We start from the raw sequence: 21,449 nt of genomic DNA, 5'->3' as shown, positions 1-21,449 counted from the left end.
TGCATGGGGGTTTGAGAAATGACGCCTTTTTTATCTGGTGGGATTGAATCTTCGGCCACGAAAAAACCTTGTTCCGGCACGTGCTTTGCGTTCTCTTTTGGGCATCGCACGAAAACATGACGGAAGCCGAACGCAGGATCATCGCAGCCCAGGGCTATGTGGAGCTGGGTCTCTTTGAAGAGGCCCGGGTGGAGCTGTCGCCGCTGCCGGCGGACATGCATGGGCGGGTGGATGTGATCGAGATCACGCTGCTGTGCCTGATGGGGCGGCACCAATGGGCGGAGGCGCTGGCGCTGGCGACGCGGCTGTGCGCGCAGGAGCCGATGGAGCCGGGGGGATTCATTCATGCGGCATTCTGCCTGCATGAGCTGGGGCGGACGGCGGAGGCGGTGGATGTGTTGTCGCGCGGGCCGGCGACTCTGCGCGCGAAGCCGGTGTATTATTACAACATGGGCTGCTACCATGCGCGCCTGGGGCACCTGGAAAAGTCGCTGGCGTATCTGCAGCGGGCGTTTGAGATGGATGGTGAACTGCGACAGCACGCGAAGAAAGACCGCGACCTGGACTGCCTGCGGGCGCAACTGGAGTCCCACCACGCATGAGCTCCCCCGGCAGCCCAGCGAATCTGCAGGCCGTGCGCGCCTGGTTTGAAGAGAACTTCCGCACGCGGTGGGAAATGGGGGCCTCGGTTTCCATCTGGCAGCATGGGCGGGAGGTGCTGAGCCTGGCGCACGGGCACTGTGACCGCGCACGGACGCGGGAGTGGGACCAGGAGACGCTGGTGCCGGTGTGGTCCGCGACAAAGGGGCCCGCGGCGGTGTGCTGCCTGCTGGCGCTGGAGGAGGCGGGCATTCCGCTGGAGTGCCCGGTGGCGGAGGTGTGGCCGGAGTTTGTGGGAGGCGGGAAGGCAAACATCGCCTTCATTCATCTGCTCTCGCACACGGCGGGGCTGTGCGCGCTGGATGAGCGGGCGCCGATTTACAACTACGATGCGGTGATCGAGGCGCTGGAGCGGCAGCGGCCGCTGTGGGAGCCGGGGACGCGGCAGGGGTACCATGCGCGCACGTTTGGCTTTCTGCTGGATGAGATCGTGCGGCGGCTGACGGAGGCGGAATCGCTGGGGGAGTACTACCGCGAAGTGTTTGGCAGTCCGCTGGCGCTGGATTTCTGGATCGGGCTGCCGAGCGCGCAGTGGGAGCGGGTGTCGCCGGTGTATCCGGGGAAGATCAGCATTTCCAACAGCGACCAGCCGTTCATCAAGGCCTTCAACACGAGCGGGACGCTGACGCAGCGGACGTTTACCTCGCCGTTTGGGCTGAACGCGGTGAGTGACTTCAACCAGAGCGAGATGTGGGCGCGCGGGTATGCGAGCATGGGCGGCGTGGGCAGCGCGCGGGGGCTGGCGAAGTTTTACGCGATGCTGGCGCAGGGCGGGCGCTGGGAGGGCGTGCAGATGATTCCTGAAACGGTGGTGCGGCGGTTTGAACAAACGCTGACGCAGGAGACGGATGCGGTGCTGCTGACGCCGATCGCCTTTTCCACCGGGATGATGCAGGACCCGATGAACGAGGATCCGGAGTCTGGGGGCGGGAAGCTGCGCGAGCTGTACGGGCCGAGCCGGCTGGCGTATGGGCACCCTGGGGCGGGCGGGAGCCTGGCCTTTGCGGATCCTGAGAACGGGATCAGCTTTGCCTATACGATGAACCAGATGGAGGTGGGGGCGCTGCCGGGGGAGAGGGTGGCGGGGATGGTGCGGGCGCTGTATGCGTGAGGCTGGATGCTGGATGCTGGATGGCGCTTGCGATGCCTCGGGGCGGGCGTGGGTGGTGTCCGTGGCGGCGCGCGACGTAGGTGTGGCGGCAGGGCGGTGGGACGCTGCTGGTGGACGCGGGGTGTGGGAGAATGCGCTGGGTTTGCTCTCCGGAGGGTGGCGCGGTTTCCAGGGGTGGCGCTCCTTCGTCGCTGACCCCTGGCTACCGGCTTTGATCCCTCCGGGATCATCGAACCGCGGGTATGTTCCAATCAGAGAGGTAGAGCGTTTTCCAAAACGGATTTCCGGCAAGCGAGTGCCTGGCGACGTTCGACGGCGCTTGGAGGACCAAGCGCCCTACCTGCGCTGGGCATGCGCAGGTCCAGCGCAGGTAGGGCGTGGCTGTCCTCAGCCGGCCGCCGCCGAAGCCCAAGATAACCAAGCGCGACAGCCTCTCTGGCCGGAAATCAGTTTCGCGAATCGCTATAACAGTTTCTCCCAAGCAGATGGGTGACAGTTTTTGGCATGGTCTGGAACACACCGACGACAATGGAGCCACGCATTCAGATGATGATTGAACATGGCTGGCCCCCGGGGGGGGCGGTTTTTACCAGATCGTGGTATGGGAGGGGGCTGTGGGGGATTTCTGCGGGCAGGAATGCCCGCATTACTCTGTGATGTGGTGTTTTCCTTCCTGGACGACGAGGGGCTTCATGCCGGAGGCGGTGATTTTGTTGGCTTTGATGACCTGGGCTTCGCCGGAGATGATGATGCCGTTTTTGCCGGAGGCGTTGATTTCGTTTTGAGCGACAATGTTTCCCTTGGTGCCGGTGGCGATCTGGACGGCGTTGCCGAAGGTGTGCTCGAAAACATTCTGCATGATGAGATTTCCTTCGTTCAGCCCGGGCTGTTCGCACCAGCGCCAGAGATTGATGCCGGTGGTGCAGCCACGGAATTCATTGCCGGCGACGAGGCAGTCCGTGGCGTCATTCAATTCCACGCCAGTGAGGCAGCGGGTGATGTGGTTGTGGGTGGCGACGGACTTCACGGTGAAGTGGTCGAAGTCGATGGCTTCATCCGAGGTGTCGCGAATGGTGCAGTCGTCGATCTCAGCGGCCTCGACGGAGTAGAGGGCGACGCCGCGGCCGTGGCAGTTCTGGATGAAGCAGCGGGAGATGGAGAGTTTTTTGACTTTGGGGCCGGTGGGGCCTTTTTCATAATCGTACTTTCCTGAGGCGAAGATGGCGCAGAGCTGGGCGTGGCCGCGGACGGGGGGATCTCCCTCCACACGGCCGCCGTCGAAGATGAGCTTTTCGATGCGCACCTCTTCGCTGGCGCCGCGGATTTCGATGAGGTTTGGGGCGTCTTCGTGGCGGATCATGGTGTCCGGGGGCACGGCGAATTTCAGGGGGGCATCGAGCTCAATTGAGCGGGGCCCGACGGATTTGACGCGGGCGTTGTGATAGGGCCGGGGTCTTTTGGTGAAGGTGTCGAGTTCGCCATCGGCTTCGATCTTCAAGCGCATGCCGGGCTTGAAGCCGCGCTGGGATTTGACGGGGATGGAGGGGGCGCCAGCGGCGGTGGCGCCTGAAGAGACGGCATAGGCGACGGGGGGGAGCTTGAGCACGGTTTCCTCGGCATCGAGACCGATGATGCGGAGTTTTTTCGCGTCCTTCACCATCAGGCCGTGCTCGATGATGTGTGTGCCGGGAGGGATGACGACCTCGCCGCCGCCGGCCTTGATGGCCTCGTCGATGTAGCGCTGGAGCTCTGCTTCAGGGAGGGCCAGCGCGGGCTGGAGGGGGGCTGACAACAGAACGAGCAGGGCGATGAATCTCATGGTATGGGAAAGACGGTGCGAGAGGGGTAAAACTCGCTTTTTTTGCCTGTTTTCACTGCCACTGATCCGCATGAAGTTTCTCAACCGCCCGGGGTTCTACGTGATAGCGCTGCTGATTGCGGCGATGGTGCTGCTGACGCTGTGGATGCAGTGGAAGATGGATTCGCTGCCGAAACGGAAAGTGAAACAAGAAACGGCTCCTGCCGCCGTTTCACATGCACCATGAAGCCTGCTTTTCTTCTGCTCTTTCTTGCCCTGGCCGTGATGGTGCAGGCACGCCAGCCCAATATTGTTTTCATTCTCGCGGATGACCTGGGGCCGGGGGACCTGGGGTGCTACGGGCAGAAGATCATCAAGACGCCGAACATTGACCGCATGGCGGCGGAGGGGATGAGGTTTACGCAGCACTACAGCGGCAATGCGGTGTGCGCGCCTTCACGCTGCGTGCTGATGAGCGGGCTGCACCCGGGGCATGCCTTCATCCGCGACAACCGGCAGGCGGATGATGCGAAGGGAATGCCGAAGATGGGGAAGCCGGAGCATGAGGGGCAGTTTCCGATTCCGGCGGAGACGGTGCTGATTCCGCAGGTGCTGAAGCCGCTGGGGTATGCGACGGGTGGTTTTGGCAAGTGGGGCCTGGGCGGACCGGGCTCCACGGGAGAGCCGCTGAAGCATGGGTTTGAGCGCTGGTTTGGCTACAACTGCCAGGGGGTGGCGCATAATTTTTACCCGACGTATCTGTGGGACAACGACCACACGATCGAGCTGAAGAACCCGGCGTTTCCCGCCGCGGACAAGCTGAAGCCGGATGAGGACCCGACGAAGCCGGAGAGCTATGCGCGCTTCAAGGGGAGCGAGTATTCGGCGGATCTCATCGCGGAGCAGGCGCTGAAGTTTGCGCGGGAGAACAAGGACAAGCCCTTCTTTCTTTACTGGCCCACCACGGTGCCGCATGTGGCGCTGCAGGTGCCGGATGACTCGCTGCAGGAATACGCGGGCAAGTTTGATGATCCGCCGTATCCGGGTGGGAACGGGTATCTGCCGCATTTCAAACCGAAGGCGGCGTATGCGGCGATGATCACGCGGATGGACCGGGAGATCGGCCGGATGCAGGCGCTGATCACGGAGCTGGGACTGGATGAGGAGACGATCTTTGTCTTTGTAAGCGACAACGGCCCTCTTTCCGGAACGCATCAGGGGCTGGCGGGGACGGACTGCGCCTTCTTCAACTCCAACGAGGGGCGGCGCGATGGGAAGGGCACGTTGTATGACGGGGGCTTCCGCTCGCCGTGCCTTGTGCGGTGGAAGGGGAAGATCAAGGCGGGGAGCGCGAGCGACCGCATCACCGGATTTGAAGACTGGATGCCGACGCTGCTGGAGCTGGTGGGGGCGAAGGACAAGACGCCGAGGACGGACGGCATCAGCTTTGCGCCGACGCTGCTGGGGGAAAAGCAGCCGGCGCGGGAGTTTTTGTATCGTGAGTTCGGAGGCTACGGCGGGCAGCAGATGCTGCGCATGGGTGACTGGAAGCTGGTGCGACGGAATCTGACGGGCAAAGGGAATGCGAAGGCGAAGGCCAAAGGGCCGGGAATTGGGGAGGAGCTTTTCAATATTGCGGCTGATCCCGCGGAGACGAAGGACGTGGCGGCGGAGCACCCGGATCTTGTGGCCAAGATGAAGGCGATCATGGCGGGGCAGCATGCGCCGAGCACGGACTTTCCGATGGCGGTGCTGGATCAGCCTAAGTGAGCTAGGGCCAAGGCCATTATGAGATGGGGAGGGGGCGTTGTGCTCACAGCGGCGGAGGGCCGTTTTCACGGTGGATAAATCTTTACCCGGCGGAATTTATTCTTGCCTAGGAATAAATTTATATCTTATTTTGATATAATAATAATGTAAAAAGGCGCCCGACCTTACTGACTATGCAAAACGAATGCCGCACGAGTTTTCCTGGCTCTAGATTAAGCCAATTGCTATCAATCGTGCGGCGGATGTCGGGGCGCGGGGCAGCTAGACTGCTGGGGCGCTGAGGGGCAGGGCCTTCCCAAGAGAAGAGCCCACAGAGGTGCCTGCGTGGCAATTGGCTGCTGTCGAAAACCCGTTTCTTAAGATTTTCACTCTACTATTCCGACCCGATTATGATGACTCGTTCTGACAGCCTTCCGGCGCTGCCCAGCGGCGCTCAATCCTTCCTGGGCGCGTTGCGGAAAAGCGCCTGGTTATTTGCAATGGCGGGCCTTTTGCAGGCGGGGGCGGTGGCCGATGGGGCGACATTGACGTGGGACACCGTGGCTGGAGACGGGGGAGTGATCACCGGCGGGACCGGCACCTGGACGGATGGCCTGGGCAACTGGAACACAGGCAGCGGGGACGCGACGTGGAACAGCAGCACGCCGGATGCCGCGATCTTTGGCGGGACGGCGGGCTCGGTGACGCTGGGGAGCGCGGTGACGGTGGGGAACATGGTGTTTAATTCCGCCTACAATGTCTTTGGCGGTGGAAAGACACTCACGCTTTCGAACTCCACGATCACCGCCAACAGTTCGATTTCGATCAACGCCGCGATCAGCGGGAGCACCGGGCTGACCAAGGACGGCACAGGTTCGCTGATGCTCGGAGGCACGAACACCTACACAGGAACGACGACGATCAGCGCGGGCACTTTGAGCACGGGGCCGTCCGGCACCCTGGGGTCAGGAGACATCGTTAACAATGGCACACTGGTTCTGGGCGCCTCTACCGGACCTACCCTGTCACAGACCATCAGTGGCACCGGGAAAGTCACCATCACCGCTGGCTCTGTCACGTTCAGCGGTACGAATACTTACACCGGGGTGACCGCCGTGGGCGGGGGAAATCTTCTGGTGTCAAACATCGGCGACGGCGGCGTCGCGGGCAACCTGGGGGCGGCGAGCAATGCGGCCAGCAACATTGTTCTCACCGGCAACGCCGGGCTCAATTATGTAGGCACCGGAGCAGTGACCAACACGGATCGTTTGTTCAGTGTGGGAGTCACGGGCGGTGTTCTTGCGTCCCAAGGCACGGGAGCCATTAATTTTACCAACACAGGCGCGATGGGCTTCAACAGCTTCTCCGGCGCGCGCTCTCTCACTCTCACGGGGACCAACACGGGGAACAACTCGCTCGCGGCGGCCATCGGCGACAACGGCGGAGCGACCGCGCTGATTAAATCGGGTGCGGGCAAATGGCTGCTCACCGGGACCAACAGCTACAGCGGCACGACGACGATCAGCGCAGGTGTGCTGCAGATCGGGAACGGGGGCACCACGGGGACCCTGGGGACAGGCGGGGTGACGAACAATGCGAGCCTCGTGATCAACCGGTCGGATGCCGTGACGGTGGGCAATGTCATTTCGGGCACGGGTACTCTGACGCAGGCGGGGACCGGCACGACCATCCTCACGGGGGCGAACACGTACACGGGGGCGACCTTCATCACCGCGGGCGTTTTGCAGATCGGCGATGGCGGGACGACGGGCTCCCTCGGAACGGGCACGGTGAACGACAATGCGACTCTGAGCTTCAACCGCTCCGACAACATCACGGTGTCCAACAGCATCAATGGCAGCGGCGGTGTTTTGCAGATGGGCACGGGGACCACGACGCTGAGCACCGTCAACAGCTACCTGGGGGTGACCACGGTCACGGGAGGGACGCTCAGCATCAGTGTTTTCAACAGCGGCGGTACGAGCAGCAACATCGGGGCGGCGAGCAATGCGGCGACGAACATCGTTCTCAATGGCGGCACGCTGCGATACACGGGCGGGAGCATCAGCACGGACCGGCTCTTCAGCGTGGGGACCAGCGGCGGGGCGGTGGATGCCTCCGGCAGCGGCGTGCTGACCCTGAGCAATACGGGGAGCATGGGATTCAACAGCCAGAGCGGCGCGCGCACGCTGACGCTGACCGGTACCAACACCGGGAGCAACACGCTTGCGGCGGTGATCGGTGACAATGGCGGAGCGACAGGGCTGACGAAGTCAGGCAGCGGGAGCTGGACGCTGACAGGATCCAACAGCTACACCGGCGCCACGACGATCAACGGCGGCGTGCTCAATGTGACGTCCCTGGCGAACGGCGGCACGAACAGCAACATCGGGGCCTCCAGCAATGCGGCATCGAATCTGGTGCTCAACGGGGGGACGCTCAAATATTCACCCGGAGCGGCGGGGGCGGTGAGCACCGACCGGCTTTTCAGCGTGGGGACGGACGGCGGGACCATCGACGCCTCCGGCGGCTACAACATCATCTTCAGCAACACGGGGGCGATGGGATTTAACGGGCAGAGCGGCGCGCGAACGCTGACGCTCACCGGCAACAACACGAATGACAACACGATCGCGGCGGTGATCGGTGACAATGGAGGGGCGACTTCGGTGACCAAGACGGGAGGCGGCATCTGGGTGCTGACCGGAGCGAGCACCTACACCGGGGTGACGACGGTGAGCGGGACGGCCGTGCTGAAGATCAACTCGCTGGCGAACGGGGGAAGTGCGAGCAGCATCGGGGCAGCCAGCAGTGATGCGTCCAATCTCGTGCTCAATGGCGGGACGCTGACTTATACGGGCGGCACGGCGAGCACGGACCGCCTGTTCAGTCTGGGGACGTCGGGCATTATTTTGAACATGTTTGGCACGGGCGGAGTGACCTTCACCAACACGGGCGCGATGGGATTCAACGGACAGACGGGAGCGCGCACGCTGACGCTGGCGAATTCCATGGGCGGGACGAGCACGATCGCGGCGGTGATCGGCGACAACGGCGGGGCGACGGCGGTGATGAGGATCAACACGGGAACGTGGGCGCTGACGGGGGCCAACACGTACACGGGGGCGACGACGATCAACGGAGGCGTGCTGAGTGTGAACACGCTGGCTGACGGCGGCAGTGCGAGCAGCATCGGAGCGGCGACGAATGCGGCGAGCAATCTCGTTCTCAATGGAGGCACGCTGCAGTACACGGGGAGCGGATCGAGCACGGACCGTTTGTTCAGCGTGGGAACGAGCGGGGGGACACTGGATGCCTCGGGCACTGGCGCGGTGAATTTTACCAACACTGGAGCGATGGGTTTTAACAGTCAGACAGGCACGCGCACGCTGACCCTCACCGGTACGAACACCGGCACGAACACGCTGGCGGCGGCGATTGGTGACAACAGCGGAGCCACGTCAGTGACCAAAACCGGCGCGGGGACGTGGGCGCTCACCGGGACCAACACCTACACTGGAGCGACAACGATCAGCGCGGGGGTGCTGCAGGTGGGGAATGGAGGTGCGAGCGGCACCTTGGGCACCGGCAGCGTGACGGACAACGCAGGTCTCACGTTCAACCGCTCTGATTCGATCACTGTTTCGAACGCCATCAGCGGCACGGGCACGCTCACGCAGGCCGGCACAGGCACGACGATTCTCACTGGAAGCAACAGCTATAGCGGCACCACCACCATCAGCGGTGGGACGCTGCAGATCGGCAATGGCGGCACCACCGGGTCTCTTGGGAGCGGTTCCATCACCAACAACGGCACTCTCATCATCAACCGCTCGAATGCGATCACGATCTCCGGAGTCATGAGCGGAACCGGCGCATTGATTCAGAACGGGACGGGGACGACCACGCTGAGCGGACTCAGCAACTCCTGGGGAAGCGCCACGGTGAACGCGGGGATTCTCTCCGCCGGGGTGGCGAGCGGACTGGGGAATGCCTCCGCCATGATCGTGAACAGCGGCGGCACACTGGCCACCAACGGGAATCCGGTGGGGGCCGCAGTCGGCTCGCTTTCCGGGTCAGGGATCGTGCAAAACGGGAGCAACAACAATTCGGGCTTGATCATCAGCGGGAACATGAGCACCACCTTTAGCGGCGTGCTGCAAAATGGCGGCACGGGCACGCTGTTCCTGACCAAGATGGGAGCAGCCACAACGCTGACGCTGTCTGGGGGCAGCAGCACTTACACGGGCGTAACGACCATCACGGGCGGCACGCTGAGCGTCTCAACCCTGGCCGATGGTGGCAGCGCCAGCAGCATCGGGGCCTCGAGCAGTGCGGCGACGAGTCTTGTGCTCAACGGAGGCACGCTGAAATACTCGGTGGGGGCAGGCGCCGCGGTGAGCACAGACCGGCTTTTCAGCGTGGGCACGAGCGGAGGCACCATCGATGCCTCCGGCGGCTTCAACATCAATTTCACCAGCACGGGCAGCATGGGATTCAACAGCCAGAGCGGCGCGCGTACGCTGACGCTGACCGGCAGCAACGCCAATGACAACACGCTGGCGGCGGTGATCGGCGACAACGGCGGCGCAACTGCGGTGACCAAATCCGGCACGGGAGTCTGGGTGCTGAGCGGGGCGAACACCTACACAGGGGTCACCACCTTGAACGGCACGGGGGCGCTGAAAGTCAGCTCCCTGGCCAATGGAGGCAGCGCCAGCAGCATCGGGGCATCCAGCAATGCCGCGAGCAATCTGGTGCTCAACGGCGGCACGTTTGTTTACACGGGCGGGGCGGTGAGCACGGACCGCTTGTTCAGCGTGGGCACCTCCGGCGCGACGGTGAGCGTGGTCGGCAGCGGCGGAGTGACTTTCACCAACACGGGGAGCCTGGGGTTCAATGGACAATCCGGAGCGCGCACTCTCACGCTGGCCAATGCGAGCGCCGGCACCAGCACCCTCGCGGCAGTCATTGGGGATAATGGCGGGCCGACATCGCTGACGCGGATCAACGCCGGCATCTGGGCGCTGACCGGGGCGAATACGTACACGGGTGCAACGACGATCAACGGGAGCATCGGGACCATCCTCAATGTGACGAGTCTTGCCAATGGGGGAGCGGCCAGCAACATTGGCGCCGCGACCAATGCGGCGAGCAACCTGGTGCTCAACGGAGGCACGCTGCAGTACACGGGGGCCGGGTCGAGCACCGACCGGTTGTTCAGCCTGGGAACCAATGGCATCTCGCTGGACGCCTCCGGGACGGGAGATTTGAACTTCACGAACACGGGCAGCATTGGGTTCAACAATCAGACGGGTGCGCGCACACTGACACTGATTGGCTCATCTCTGGGCTTCAACACCATTGCGGCGCTGATTGGTGACAATGGAGGGGCGACTTCAGTGACTAAACTTGGCTCGGGCAAATGGGTGCTGACCGGGAACAACACGTATTCAGGCACCACGACCATCAGCGGAGGGGTGCTGCAGATCGGCCACAACACCGCCAGCGGAAGCGTGGGGACGGGCAACATTGTGGACAATGGGATCCTGGTGTTGTACCGCTCAGACGCCTTCACCTTGTCCAATGTCATCAGCGGCACGGGAACGGTCAGCAATGCCCAGGGCATGTCCACACTTTCGGGCCTGAACACCTACACGGGGTTCACCGACATTGCAGCCGGCACCTTGATTACAGACACTCTTGCCAACGGTGGGAGCGCCAGCAGCATCGGGGCATCCACTTCCGTGGCCGCCAACCTCAAGATCAACGGAGGGACGCTCAAGTACATCGGCGCAGGTGCCAGCACGGACCGCCTTTTCTTTGTGGGTGTGACAGCCAGCATTGACTCATCGGGAACGGGAGCGCTGAACTTTACCAATACCGGAGCCATGGGGCTGTTTTTTACCACGGCGCGCACGCTCACGCTGACCGGAACGAACACGGACAACAACACGCTGGCGGCCCTGATCAGTGAGAACGCGGGTGCCACGGCGCTGGTGAAGAGCGGCGCGGGAACGTGGGTGCTGTCCGGAGCGAACACCTACACAGGAAAAACCACTGTCACGGGCGGAGTGCTTTCGATTTCAAGCCTGGGCAACGGCGGGAGCGCCAGCAACATCGGGGCAGGCACCAGTGCCGCGACCAGCCTGGTGCTCAATGGTGGTGCGCTGCAATACACGGGAGCCGCAGCCAGTACGGACCGGCTTTTCAGCGTGGGAACAAGCGGCGGCACGCTGGATGCCTCCGGCACAGGGGCGCTCAATTTCACCAACACGGGCAGCATGGGCTTCAACAGCCAGAGCGGCGCACGGACGCTGACTCTCACGGGCGCGAACACCGGCAGCAACACGCTGGCGGCGGTGATTGGTGACAACGGTGGTGCGACTGCGCTGGCGAAATCCGGGGGCGGCACGTGGGTGCTCACCGGAGCCAACACCTACTCCGGCACCACGACCATCAACGGCGGCGTGCTACAGGTGGGCAATGGCAGCACCAGCGGCACGCTGGGCAGCGGCGGGGTGACGAACAACGCCAGCCTGGTGGTCAACCGCTCTGACGCGGTCACCCTTTCCAACACGATCAGCGGCAGCGGTTCATTCACCCAGGCGGGCGCGGGAACGACGACGCTCAGCGGCAGCAATTCATACACCGGGGCGACGACGATCACCTCCGGGGTGCTGAATGTGACCAGCCTGGCCAATGGCGGGAGCAGCAGCAACATCGGTGCTTCGAGCAATGCCGCGGCCAACCTGGTGCTCAACGGCGGCACGCTGCAATATACGGGCAGCACCAATGTGAGCACGGACCGGCTGTTCAGCGTGGGGATCGGCGGTGGGGTGATCGATGTGTCCGGCACGGGCACGGTGAATTTCACCAACACGGGAAGCATGGGGTTCAACGGGCAGAGCGGAGAGCGAACTCTGGTGCTCACCGGGACGAACACGACGGGGATCAACATCATCGCCGCGGCCATCGGCGACTTTGGGGGAGCCACATCGGTGACGATTGATGGCGACGCCAAGTGGCAATTGACAGGAGCCAACACCTACACGGGAGCCACAACACTGAGCTCCGGGGTTTTGAAAATGGGAGGGAGCAACCTGGCTTCGGCGATCATCGTGGGATCGCATGCCATTTTGGAGCTGAACGGGCTGGACACGAAAATCGGCTCGCTGGCCGGGTCGGGAACCGTGCAGAACAACTCCAGCACGGCGGCCACGCTCACCACCAGCGGCAACGACACCAGCACCCACTTCAGCGGCATCATTCAAGACGGCGGCGCGGGGGCCTTGTCCCTGGTGAAGCTGGGAACCGGAACGTTCACACTCAGCGGCGGCAACACTTACACGGGAACCACGACGATCAGCGCGGGAGAACTTCAAATTGGCTCCGGTGGCACGACGGGGACGCTGGGAACAGGGGCGGTGACGAACAACGCGAGCCTGACGATCAACCGCTCCGACGCCATCACGCTTGCCAACAACATCAGTGGCAGCGGCAATTTCACCCAGGCGGGCATGGGTACGACCACGCTGACGGGTGACAGCAGCTACAGCGGGAGCACGACAATCAACTCAGGGGTGCTGAGTGTGGCGGTGCTGGCAGACGGAGGTGTGAACAGCAACCTGGGTGCGTCCAGCAACGCGGCTGGCAACCTGGTGCTCAATGGCGGCGCCTTGCAATACACGGGCGGTGCCACCAGCACCGACAGGCTGTTCAGCATCGGCAGCAACGGAGGCACGCTGGATGCCTCAGGCACGGGTGCAGTGAAATTCGGCAACACAGGCAGCCTTGATTTTAACGGGCAGAGCGGCATCCGCACGCTGACGCTGACGGGCTCCAACACAGACGGCAATACTCTGGCCGCGGTGATCGGAGACAATGGCGGGGCGACAGCGCTGACAAAATCCGGCACGGGGAGCTGGGTGCTGACGGCGACGAACGGCTACACCGGAGCCACGACAATCAGCGGAGGGACGCTGCAGATCGGTGATGGCGGAACGACGGGTTCGCTGTCTGCCAGCAGCGTGCTCAACAACAACGGCACGCTGGCTTTCAACCGCTCGGATGCGCTGACGCAGGGGACGGATTTTGCCAGTGTCATCAGCGGCAGCGGCGGAGTGACGCAGGCCGGAAGCGGAACGCTGACGCTGAACGGGGACAACACGTACACAGGAGGGACGAACATCAAGAGCGGGACGCTGGAGGTGACCGGCAACAACGCGCTGGGTACCGCGGACGCAGGCACCACGGTGGGAAGCGGAGGGACGCTGCTGCTCAACAACGTGAGCTACAGCACCGCCGAAGCGCTCAAGCTCAACGGCAGCGGTGCAGCAGGTGGCGGGGCGCTGCGCAACAGCGGCACGAGCAGCTATGCGGGGCAGATCACCGCCGAGACGAATGCCAGCATCAATGCGGGCGGCGGTGTTTTGAACCTCAGCGGGGGGCTGGTGAAGGACGGCACCGTTCTCACAATCACTGGCGGCGGGGTGGTGAATGTGAGCGGCACGGGCATCAGCGGAGCCAGCGCCAATTCCGACCTGGTGGTGGATGGAACGACGATGGTGGTCAGCGCCGACAGCGATTACAACGGCCCCACGACGGTGCAGAACCAGGCCGCATTTGTTGCCAACGCCGCGGTGACCACGACGCGGTTTGACCTGAGCCGCGACAGCACGCTGTCCGGGACGGGTGGTATCACCACGGGGGTGGACCAGTCCATCTTCATCAATGGCACGCTGACCGCCGGCGATCCGGCGGTGGCGCCGACGGCCACGGTCTTCTCACTGACGACTTCGGGGACGGGGGCCGTGGTGATGGGGACGGACAGCATGATCCGGCTGGACTTGTTCAGCGGCGCCGGGCAGGGCAGCAATCTGAGCAATGCGGCGGCGGCGGATTCCGTGAATCTGCATGGGAAGATCGATGCCACGGCAGGCGGCACTGTGGTGGTGGGGAATCCCAATGGCATGACGGGCTTCCATGGGGGCGACCAGTGGCAGCTTTTCCAGCTCAACAGCGCCGACGCCAATGCGGGCGGCTTTATCGGGGATCTGGCGCTGAATGACAGCAGCCTGCATCTGGCGAGCGGATTCGCCGGTCATCTGGACCAGAGCACGGGGGTCTTCAGCATCATCGACACGAACGGGGGGCTGGAGCTTGCCGCGGTGGAGGGGCAGGCGCTGGTTTCTGGCGGCAACACGGTGACGTCCGACCTGAACGGGCACCTTTTCAATCTCCGGAGCGGCGGCGGGGAGGAAGGCTCGGGGTCCATTGCCGCGTCGCTGGATGAAGGTGTGATTGTGGGAGAGGGGGATGGTGATCCCAGCAAGAAGGACTCACCCATCGCCAAGCGGGTGCCACGGTCCCGGCAGTGGGAGGTGTTTGCGACGGTGAACTATGGGAATGTGAAGCTCAACCCGATGCGCACCCAGTCAGGCGTGCAGGTGGACTCCTGGGCGTCAGGCGCGGGGATCGAGCGTCACTTCACGAAGGGGCTCACGGTGGGCTTTGCCGCGTCATTCCTGCAAAGCACGCAGGGGTACACTGGGAACACGGGCAGTCTGTACCTCGAAGGCCCGGCGCTCTCCGCCTACGTCTCGTATGTGCGCGGCGGGTTCTGGAACAGCCTGCTGTACAGCTTTGGCACCTACCAGATGGACACGACACGCAATCCGGGGGCACCCTTCCCGACGGCCTATGGCTCGACCCGCACCTACACGCATTCGGTGCAGTACAACACGGGCTGGAACTTCCGCTTTCAGAACAACACACTGGTGACCGGGCCGTTTGTGGGTGTGGACTACCTGCACGGCTCGGTGGATGCGTACAGTGAAACCGGCGGCGGGCTGGCGGCGCTGCGCTACAGCGCGCAGAGCTATCAGTCCCTGGTGAGCCGGGTGGGGTGGTCCGCGTCCAAGCAGATCAAGACGCGCTTTGCGACGGTCACGCCGCAGGTGCGGCTGAGCTATGAGCGGCAGAACATCCGGAGCAATAACGGCACCAGTGTATCTCTGATCAACGTGCCGTTCACGTCCGTGGGCGGCGGGCAGACTCCGGGCCAGGACTACCTGGTGGCCGGGCTGGGGGTGAGCCTGGCATTTACGGACCGCTTCAGCCTCATGCTGTCCTACCAGGGCCAGTTCTTCCGGCATGATCTGCAGGCGCACTTTGGCAGCGTGCGGTTCAGCTATCAGTTTTAGGCGGTGGTCGAAACGTGGTGCGAGGATGGTGAGGCAGAGCGCCTGGGGAGCGCGGACTTTCCGATCGCGGTGCTGGACCGGTGAAGTTTGCTGCTGAAACGCAGCGAGCACTATCATCCATCTGACAGCAGATATTTAGCATTGCTTGAAAGCGGTTTTTCGTGGCACAAATCGCACATGTCTATGCTGCAAACGGTGGAGGTCACTTGTCCCGAATGTTCCGTCACTCAGAAGATGAGCGTGTGGACTTCCGTCAACGTCAAGGCTGACCCGCACCTCAGGGATGAAGTTTTGGAGCAAAGACTCAACGTTTTCTCCTGCGGCCAGCAAGGCTGTGACTACCGCTGCCCGTTGGACATCTCGGTGCTATATCATGACATGGACGGCAAATTCTGTGTCCAGTACGTCGCCAAGGAGGACATGAAGAACCCGAATTACTACAGGCATCTGAGCAAGCAAGGCGTCGTCATGGTCCCGCATCTGGCGGCACAAATGATGGAGAAAACGGGAGGGCATTACATCAGGCGCCCGCATCATGTTTTCTCCATGAAAGAGATGCTGTTGTACATTCTCTTTCGCCAGTTTTGCGAGGCGTATGGCCGGGACGCGGGCGATGAACCAAGTGACGATGGGGCGGAAGGCGGCTGATCAACCGACCTCACCAGATGGCGGGCGGCGCTACAGCAGGCGCTTGCGCTTGAAGTAAACGATGGGGAGGATCGCGGAGAGGACGATCAGGATCATGACGAGGAGGAAGGCCCAGCCGTTGGAGGCGGCGGGGAGGCCGACGTTCATGCCGTAGATGCTGGCGATGAGGGTGGGGGGCATGAAGAGCACGCTGGCGACGGTGAAGATCTTGATGATCTGATTCTGCTGGATGTTGATGAGGCCGAGGGTGGACTCGAGCAGGAAGGTCATCTCCTGGGTCTGCTGGTTGGTGTAGTCGTCCATGCTCTTGATGTCGCGCATGACGCTGCGGAACTGGGCGGCGAGGTCTCCGCGCATCCAGGTGGCGGCGTTGTTGAGGAAGTACTGCAGCATGCGGCTGATGCTGAGGAGGCTTTCGCGCACATTGGCGACGAGGGCGCTGCGGCGGCCGAGGAGCTTGACGACATCGCTGAGGTCTTTTTCCACGCCGGCGTGAGCTTTGTGGGGGTCGAGGCTGAAGACGTCGCGGCAGATTTTTTTCATGTCGGCCTCGACGCCCTGGAGGGCATCGGCGATGCGGGCGACGATGAGCTCCAGCAGAAGGAGGAAGACGGCGTCGCTGGTCAGAGGGGTGGTGCACTGGCGCCTGACTTGGTCTGCGAGAATGCGGAAGGAGAGAGGGTCTGCATAGCGCACGGTGGTGAGGCAGTCCGGGGCGATGACGAAGGAGATGGAGGTGTTGTCAGGATCGGGGGTGTCGAGTCCGACGGGCATCCACGCGGTCATGTAGAGGGTGCCTTTTTCGGTGTAGAGACGGCTGGATTCCTCGATCTCCTGCATTTCTTCCCGGGTGGGGAGCTGGTATTCGAGCCATTTTTCGGCTTCGAGCTCCTCGGCGCGGCCGGGGTTCAGCAGATCGAGAAAGACGAGGTTGTCCGGGAACGGATGTGTTTTTTCGTCATTCCAGTCGATGAGCTGTCCTTGCTGAGTGAGAAGTCGAACCATGCGTGCGTCAGGCGGGGGGTGGCGGGGAGGGTAGCCGTGCAGCCATCATGTGCCACAGCAAACTGTCCTGAGAAACGTATCAGTAGCGCGGCGTGGCCGGGTCAACCATGTCGGACCAGGCATCAATACCGCCGCGCATGCTCTGCGCGTGGGCAAAGCCGTGCTGGCGGAGGAACTGCGCGGCGCGGAGGCTGCGCATGCCGTGGTGGCAGTAGATGATGAGGTTCTCCCGGGTGTCTGTGAAGAGCTGCTGGGCGAGCTCGCCAAACTGGGAGAGCGGTACGAGCTGCGCATCCGGCAGGCGGCAGATCTGCCACTCGCTTTCCTCACGGCAGTCGATGAGGCGGAAGGTGCGCGGGCCGGGGCGCTCGAGGAGGTAGCTGACGTCCGTGGGGCCGATCTCGAGCGGTGTTTCCGGAGTCATGAGGTCAGCGGGGGGCAGGGCGAGGCACGTCAGGGGCGCACGGTCACGGGGGTGCCGGTGGTGACGTTGTTGTAAAAGATGGCAGCCATGTGGCCGGGCATACGCACGCAGCCGTGGGAGGCGGGGTAGCCGGGGAGGAAGCCCTCGTGCATGCCGATGCCGCCGACGAAACGCATGAAGTGGTGCATCTTGGAGCCTTCAAAGCGGGTGCCGGGAGGGGCTTTGTCCTTGGTGACGTCGATGTTGGCCATGACGACATTGCCGGCGCTGTCCACATAGTCGCCGTAGAGGTTGGATTTGTGCCACTGGTCTTTCTGGATGACTTTGAAATTGCCGGTCTTGGTGGCGTGGCGCTCATCGCCAGTGGAAAGGGCGGAGACGCCGGCGAGGGTGCCGCCTTTGTAGAAGTAGGCCTTCTGGTCGCTGAGATCGATGGTGACGCTGGGGGTGCCGGACATGCCATCGCCGTCCCAGTAGGAGTCCTGGTCGGCATTGTACATGGCGGAATGGGGAACGCTGCCGGTGGAAAAAGCTTCCAGGTACTGGGTCTGGCCACGGGTGCTCGGACTCTGGCAGGAGGCCAGGAGGGCGAGGGAGGAGAGAAGGGCTAGGCGGAGGACGTGGGGGATCACCAATTGACTCATGCGCGGGTTTACGTGTGTGCGGCGGAAAAAGCCACAATCATATGCCGTGACACGGGGCGTCTGTCCAGTGTTCAATGATTGGGGCTGGGAGGGGTGAGAAACGGGCGGGACAGCCCGAAATGCGGGCAGTTTTAGAAATGATTTGGATAGCCGTGCGAGATCTGGTTCTGGTTATTCCAACCAATCGCCGTCATGATTTTTGCTTTCGCATGTTTCCTTGGGCTCTTTTCACTGCCTGCATGGGCGTTTTGGATGCTGGCCGCAGGGGGCGGGCTTTGCCTCGTGCTGCTGACCAAGGCCCTGGCCGGCCGGATACGAGCCGCCCAGGCGGAGGCGGAAATGCGGGAGTTTGCGGAAAAGAGGCTGCCGAGGCCCTACACCGAGGAAGAGATTCAGGTGAGAAGAAGGTTCCCACTGGAAGAGCGGGCGGTGGTGTACCATGTGGAATTTATTTATGGGCGGTTCCTGACCGAGGAGGAGATGCGGGAGAACATCGCCGAGCACCGCGCGCTGGAGGCGAGGGCGGCAGATGATGGCGCGGCAGAGGAGCGAAAAAACGACGAGGAGAAACAAGCCGAGGACAAGCTGCGGAGGGAGATGGAACTGCCAGAGAACCGAGGGAATGCGGCCGCATGGAAGACAGGTTTTGACGATCCCGCGGCGCTCAGGAGAAGTGATGGCACGGTGCTGAGCCTGCCAGACGGGCTCCATGAACTTTCAATACGCTGTCAGTTCGAGGCGCGGCAGGAACCGGATTATTATCCCAAGATTCCGGCTGAGCTGAGGATAGCGGGCCTGCCGGAAATGCAGGGAGTGATCGACCTGGTGACCCTGCTGGATCTGTTCGAGGTGGGACAGGTGTTTTGGTGGCGGGATCAGGGCAGAGATTGGCAGAAGGGCTTTCAGTCCCATGTGGTGCTGGGAAACGTGGGCTGCGTGGAGGACACCAAAGGAGTGCTCCGATTCAAAGCGGGCGCGGAGGAGGTTTCGGTCTATTTCCGGCGCAGCTCCTATTTCGCGTCTCTCGCCGTGGTCGAGGAGCAATTGTGGGCACGGGTGCATGCGCTTCAGTACCTGCCGCTTGACGACGACGGTGCTGAGTTTCAAACCCTGGCTCCGTTCTGCTTCCCCATCAAAGCAGCCAGTCTGCCGGAAGCGTGGAATCAAGAAGAGAATATCGTGATTGACGTGGACGGGAAATAGAGGGCGGGGTGGGAGATGGCGACGCGAATGCGCGGCGGGACGCGTTGCAGACGCACGAACGGAGGATCAATGTACGCCGTGGTCGGAGTGGCTCACTTCACCACGATCTGCTTGTCCAAATTTTCGGGGTTTGAGCCGAAGAATCCTTCCCTGCTTTTGAATTTAAAGTACAGAGTTGCCTTTCGATCGTCCATCCACCCTTCCACAGTGAGTAAATCATCCGGTCCAGGGGTCCATCTGAGCGGCCATTTTTTGCCAGCGGGGTTCGCCTGGGTGCCCGTGCCATCCGCCTTAAATGTGAAATGACTCCCGCTGGTGGTGGTCCATTTTTTTCCAACAAACGATTTGGACTGTCGGGAAGCAGGGGCTTCATCCCGGGCGATGGCGGAATTTTTGCCAACCTTTTCAAGTTCGTTCTTTGCGGCGAGCGCGTCTTCGAGCTGTCCTGCCTTGGCATAGGACTCCTGAAGTTTCTGAAGTTCGCGGGCATAAACCGCATCACTGGGCTGAACAGCTTTGTCGCGTGATTGAAGCCATGCCTTCCGGAGTGTTTCGAGCTGTGCCGGTCTTTTGACAGGAGTGGCAGCATTTGAAGCCGCCACGCCCGCGTTCCCAGCGACGCTCTGAATTTCATTTTTGACTGCAAGAGCCTCCTCCAATTGATTGCTCCGGGTGAAGGTGTCGAGAAGCTTCTGCAAGTCGGCAAGGTAGCCGGCATCAAGCGGCTGTGCGGCACGGTCCCGTGCCTGCTCCCATGATTTTCTCAGGCTGGTCAATTGCACGGGTTCCGCGGCGCGTCCGGATGAGAGGCTTGCAATCATCAAGCCGATGAAGACCAGAGTGCTGATAATTCGAGTGCTCATGCGAGAGTGGTTTCGCGTGGTTTTATAGCAGGCTGAAATGAAGATGGAAGACATTTTAGCCTGCCCGCGGCCACGCGCCTGAACAGCAAAGAACCCAGCGCCCGTAAGGGCCCTCAGTCTTAATGCACGCCGTGGTCGGCGAGGTAGCGTTCGGCTTCGAGGGCGGCGGCGCAGCCCTGGCCGGCGGCGGTGATGGCCTGGCGATAGACGTGGTCGGCGACGTCGCCGGCGGCGAAGAGGCCTTCGGTTTTGGTGCGGGTGCCTTCGGTCTGGAGGATGTAGCCGTTTTCGTCGGTGTCCACGAGGTCGCCGAGGAACTGGGCGTTGGGGACGTGGCCGATGGCGACGAAGACGCACTTGAGCTCGAGCTCGCTCTTTTCACCGGTGACGAGGTTTTCGAGGGTGACGGCGCGCATCTCGCCTTTTTCGTCGGTGAGGTATTCGGCGACGGTGGAGTTCCAGACGGGCTTGATCTTGGGATTGGCGAGGGCGCGGTCCGCCATGATCTTGGAGGCGCGGAGGGTGTCGCGGCGGTGGATCAAATAGACGGTGCTGGCGAATTTGGTGAGGAAGCCGGCTTCCTCGCAGGCGCTGTCGCCGCCGCCGATGACGCAGACGGGGACGTTGCGGTAGAAGGCGCCGTCGCAGGTGGCGCAGCTGGTGAGGCCGCGGCCGATGAGGCCTTTTTCGTTCGGGAGGCCGAGGTGTTTTGGAGAGGCGCCGGTGGCGACGATGACGGTGCGGGTCTCATAGACGGTGCCGCCTTCGGTGTGGACCTCGAAATGGCCCGCAGGGGTCTTGATGATGTTGCTGACGAGGGTGTACTCGATGCGGGCGCCGAATTTTTCGGCCTGGGTCTGCATGTTCATCATCAGCTCCGGACCCATGATGCCATTGGGGAAGCCGGGGAAGTTTTCCACCTCGGTGGTGGTGGTGAGCTGGCCGCCGGGCATGTTGCCGGAGAGGATGAGGGGCTTCAAGTTCGCGCGGCCGGTGTAGATGGCTGCGGTGTAGCCGGCGCAGCCGGTGCCGATGATGATGACGTTTTCCATGAAAAGTGGGTTGGGGAGGGGAGGGAGGATGAAAGGTCGCGGAAGATGGAAAGGCGGGGCGGAGGCGCAACCAACGCTTTTTGCAGA

The 21,449-nt window shown here is 62.5% G+C and carries 13 protein-coding genes; 7 read left to right on the top strand and 6 right to left on the bottom strand.

Features of this window, described 5'->3' with window-relative positions:
• Nucleotides 1–116: 116 nt before the first annotated feature.
• Nucleotides 117–602 (top strand): TPR end-of-group domain-containing protein, encoded by a 486-nt coding sequence (locus ACILSQ_RS23110; RefSeq protein WP_395746037.1) that lies wholly within the window; start codon nt 117–119, stop codon nt 600–602.
• Nucleotides 599–1,771 (top strand): serine hydrolase domain-containing protein, encoded by a 1,173-nt coding sequence (locus ACILSQ_RS23105; RefSeq protein WP_395746036.1) that lies wholly within the window; start codon nt 599–601, stop codon nt 1,769–1,771. Before ACILSQ_RS23110 ends, ACILSQ_RS23105 begins: the two co-directional genes overlap by 4 nt.
• A 646-nt stretch (nt 1,772–2,417) precedes the next feature.
• On the opposite strand, the gene ACILSQ_RS23100 is transcribed toward ACILSQ_RS23105, so the two are convergent.
• Entirely contained in the window at nt 2,418–3,590 is a 1,173-nt protein-coding gene (locus tag ACILSQ_RS23100; protein ID WP_395746035.1) for a right-handed parallel beta-helix repeat-containing protein, read from the bottom strand.
• Nucleotides 3,591–3,660: 70 nt separating this feature from the next.
• Between ACILSQ_RS23100 and ACILSQ_RS23095 the strand changes: the two genes are divergently transcribed.
• From ACILSQ_RS23095 to ACILSQ_RS23080, 4 genes are all read left to right on the top strand, one after another.
• Nucleotides 3,661–3,816, top strand: coding sequence for a hypothetical protein (locus ACILSQ_RS23095; protein WP_395746034.1), 156 nt, complete (start codon nt 3,661–3,663; stop codon nt 3,814–3,816).
• Nucleotides 3,813–5,339 (top strand): arylsulfatase, encoded by a 1,527-nt coding sequence (locus ACILSQ_RS23090; RefSeq protein WP_395746033.1) that lies wholly within the window; start codon nt 3,813–3,815, stop codon nt 5,337–5,339. Before ACILSQ_RS23095 ends, ACILSQ_RS23090 begins: the two co-directional genes overlap by 4 nt.
• A 389-nt stretch (nt 5,340–5,728) precedes the next feature.
• Nucleotides 5,729–15,523, top strand: a complete 9,795-nt coding sequence (locus tag ACILSQ_RS23085) for an autotransporter-associated beta strand repeat-containing protein (protein WP_395746032.1) — start codon at nt 5,729–5,731, stop codon at nt 15,521–15,523.
• Between the two features lie 177 nt (nt 15,524–15,700).
• Complete coding sequence (locus ACILSQ_RS23080; RefSeq protein ID WP_395746031.1) at nt 15,701–16,171, top strand: CpXC domain-containing protein; 471 nt, start codon at nt 15,701–15,703, stop codon at nt 16,169–16,171.
• A gap of 30 nt (nt 16,172–16,201) precedes the next feature.
• Here the strand turns inward: ACILSQ_RS23080 and ACILSQ_RS23075 are convergent, their stop codons facing one another.
• From ACILSQ_RS23075 to ACILSQ_RS23065, 3 genes are all read right to left on the bottom strand, one after another.
• On the bottom strand, nt 16,202–17,176 hold the full coding sequence (locus ACILSQ_RS23075) for a magnesium transporter CorA family protein (RefSeq protein WP_395746030.1): 975 nt from the start codon (nt 17,174–17,176) through the stop codon (nt 16,202–16,204).
• Nucleotides 17,177–17,255: 79 nt separating this feature from the next.
• Nucleotides 17,256–17,600 (bottom strand): rhodanese-like domain-containing protein, encoded by a 345-nt coding sequence (locus ACILSQ_RS23070; RefSeq protein ID WP_395746029.1) that lies wholly within the window; start codon nt 17,598–17,600, stop codon nt 17,256–17,258.
• Between the two features lie 29 nt (nt 17,601–17,629).
• Nucleotides 17,630–18,244 carry a L,D-transpeptidase family protein gene (locus ACILSQ_RS23065; protein ID WP_395746028.1) on the bottom strand — a complete coding sequence of 205 codons (615 nt, stop codon included), beginning with the start codon at nt 18,242–18,244 and terminating at the stop codon, nt 17,630–17,632.
• Nucleotides 18,245–18,436: 192 nt separating this feature from the next.
• Between ACILSQ_RS23065 and ACILSQ_RS23060 the strand changes: the two genes are divergently transcribed.
• Nucleotides 18,437–19,447, top strand: a complete 1,011-nt coding sequence (locus ACILSQ_RS23060; RefSeq protein WP_395746027.1) for a hypothetical protein — start codon at nt 18,437–18,439, stop codon at nt 19,445–19,447.
• Nucleotides 19,448–19,539: 92 nt separating this feature from the next.
• On the opposite strand, the gene ACILSQ_RS23055 is transcribed toward ACILSQ_RS23060, so the two are convergent.
• Nucleotides 19,540–20,310, bottom strand: a complete 771-nt coding sequence (locus ACILSQ_RS23055) for a hypothetical protein (RefSeq protein ID WP_395746026.1) — start codon at nt 20,308–20,310, stop codon at nt 19,540–19,542.
• 119 nt (nt 20,311–20,429) lie between these two features.
• A complete protein-coding gene (trxB, locus tag ACILSQ_RS23050; protein WP_395746025.1) occupies nt 20,430–21,362 on the bottom strand; it encodes a thioredoxin-disulfide reductase in 933 nt (310 codons plus the stop codon).
• Nucleotides 21,363–21,449: the final 87 nt, after the last annotated feature.

Origin of the sequence: Prosthecobacter sp. (genome assembly GCF_044227185.1) — a bacterium.
GTDB lineage: Bacteria > Verrucomicrobiota > Verrucomicrobiia > Verrucomicrobiales > Verrucomicrobiaceae > Prosthecobacter.
The sequence above is the reverse complement of the archived record's forward strand: the minus strand, read 5'-3'. Positions and strand labels throughout refer to the sequence as shown.

Excerpts from the sequence above, each read along its gene's own strand:
- ACILSQ_RS23110 (WP_395746037.1), top strand. The coding sequence starts at position 117 with ATGACGGAAGCCGAACGCAGGATCATCGCAGCCCAGGGCTATGTGGAG.
- ACILSQ_RS23105 (WP_395746036.1), top strand. The coding sequence starts at position 599 with ATGAGCTCCCCCGGCAGCCCAGCGAATCTGCAGGCCGTGCGCGCCTGG.
- ACILSQ_RS23100 (WP_395746035.1), bottom strand. The coding sequence starts at position 3,590 with ATGAGATTCATCGCCCTGCTCGTTCTGTTGTCAGCCCCCCTCCAGCCC.
- ACILSQ_RS23095 (WP_395746034.1), top strand. The coding sequence starts at position 3,661 with ATGAAGTTTCTCAACCGCCCGGGGTTCTACGTGATAGCGCTGCTGATT.
- ACILSQ_RS23090 (WP_395746033.1), top strand. The coding sequence starts at position 3,813 with ATGAAGCCTGCTTTTCTTCTGCTCTTTCTTGCCCTGGCCGTGATGGTG.
- ACILSQ_RS23085 (WP_395746032.1), top strand. The coding sequence starts at position 5,729 with ATGATGACTCGTTCTGACAGCCTTCCGGCGCTGCCCAGCGGCGCTCAA.
- ACILSQ_RS23080 (WP_395746031.1), top strand. The coding sequence starts at position 15,701 with ATGTCTATGCTGCAAACGGTGGAGGTCACTTGTCCCGAATGTTCCGTC.
- ACILSQ_RS23075 (WP_395746030.1), bottom strand. The coding sequence starts at position 17,176 with ATGGTTCGACTTCTCACTCAGCAAGGACAGCTCATCGACTGGAATGAC.
- ACILSQ_RS23070 (WP_395746029.1), bottom strand. The coding sequence starts at position 17,600 with ATGACTCCGGAAACACCGCTCGAGATCGGCCCCACGGACGTCAGCTAC.
- ACILSQ_RS23065 (WP_395746028.1), bottom strand. The coding sequence starts at position 18,244 with ATGAGTCAATTGGTGATCCCCCACGTCCTCCGCCTAGCCCTTCTCTCC.
- ACILSQ_RS23060 (WP_395746027.1), top strand. The coding sequence starts at position 18,437 with ATGATTTTTGCTTTCGCATGTTTCCTTGGGCTCTTTTCACTGCCTGCA.
- ACILSQ_RS23055 (WP_395746026.1), bottom strand. The coding sequence starts at position 20,310 with ATGAGCACTCGAATTATCAGCACTCTGGTCTTCATCGGCTTGATGATT.
- trxB (WP_395746025.1), bottom strand. The coding sequence starts at position 21,362 with ATGGAAAACGTCATCATCATCGGCACCGGCTGCGCCGGCTACACCGCA.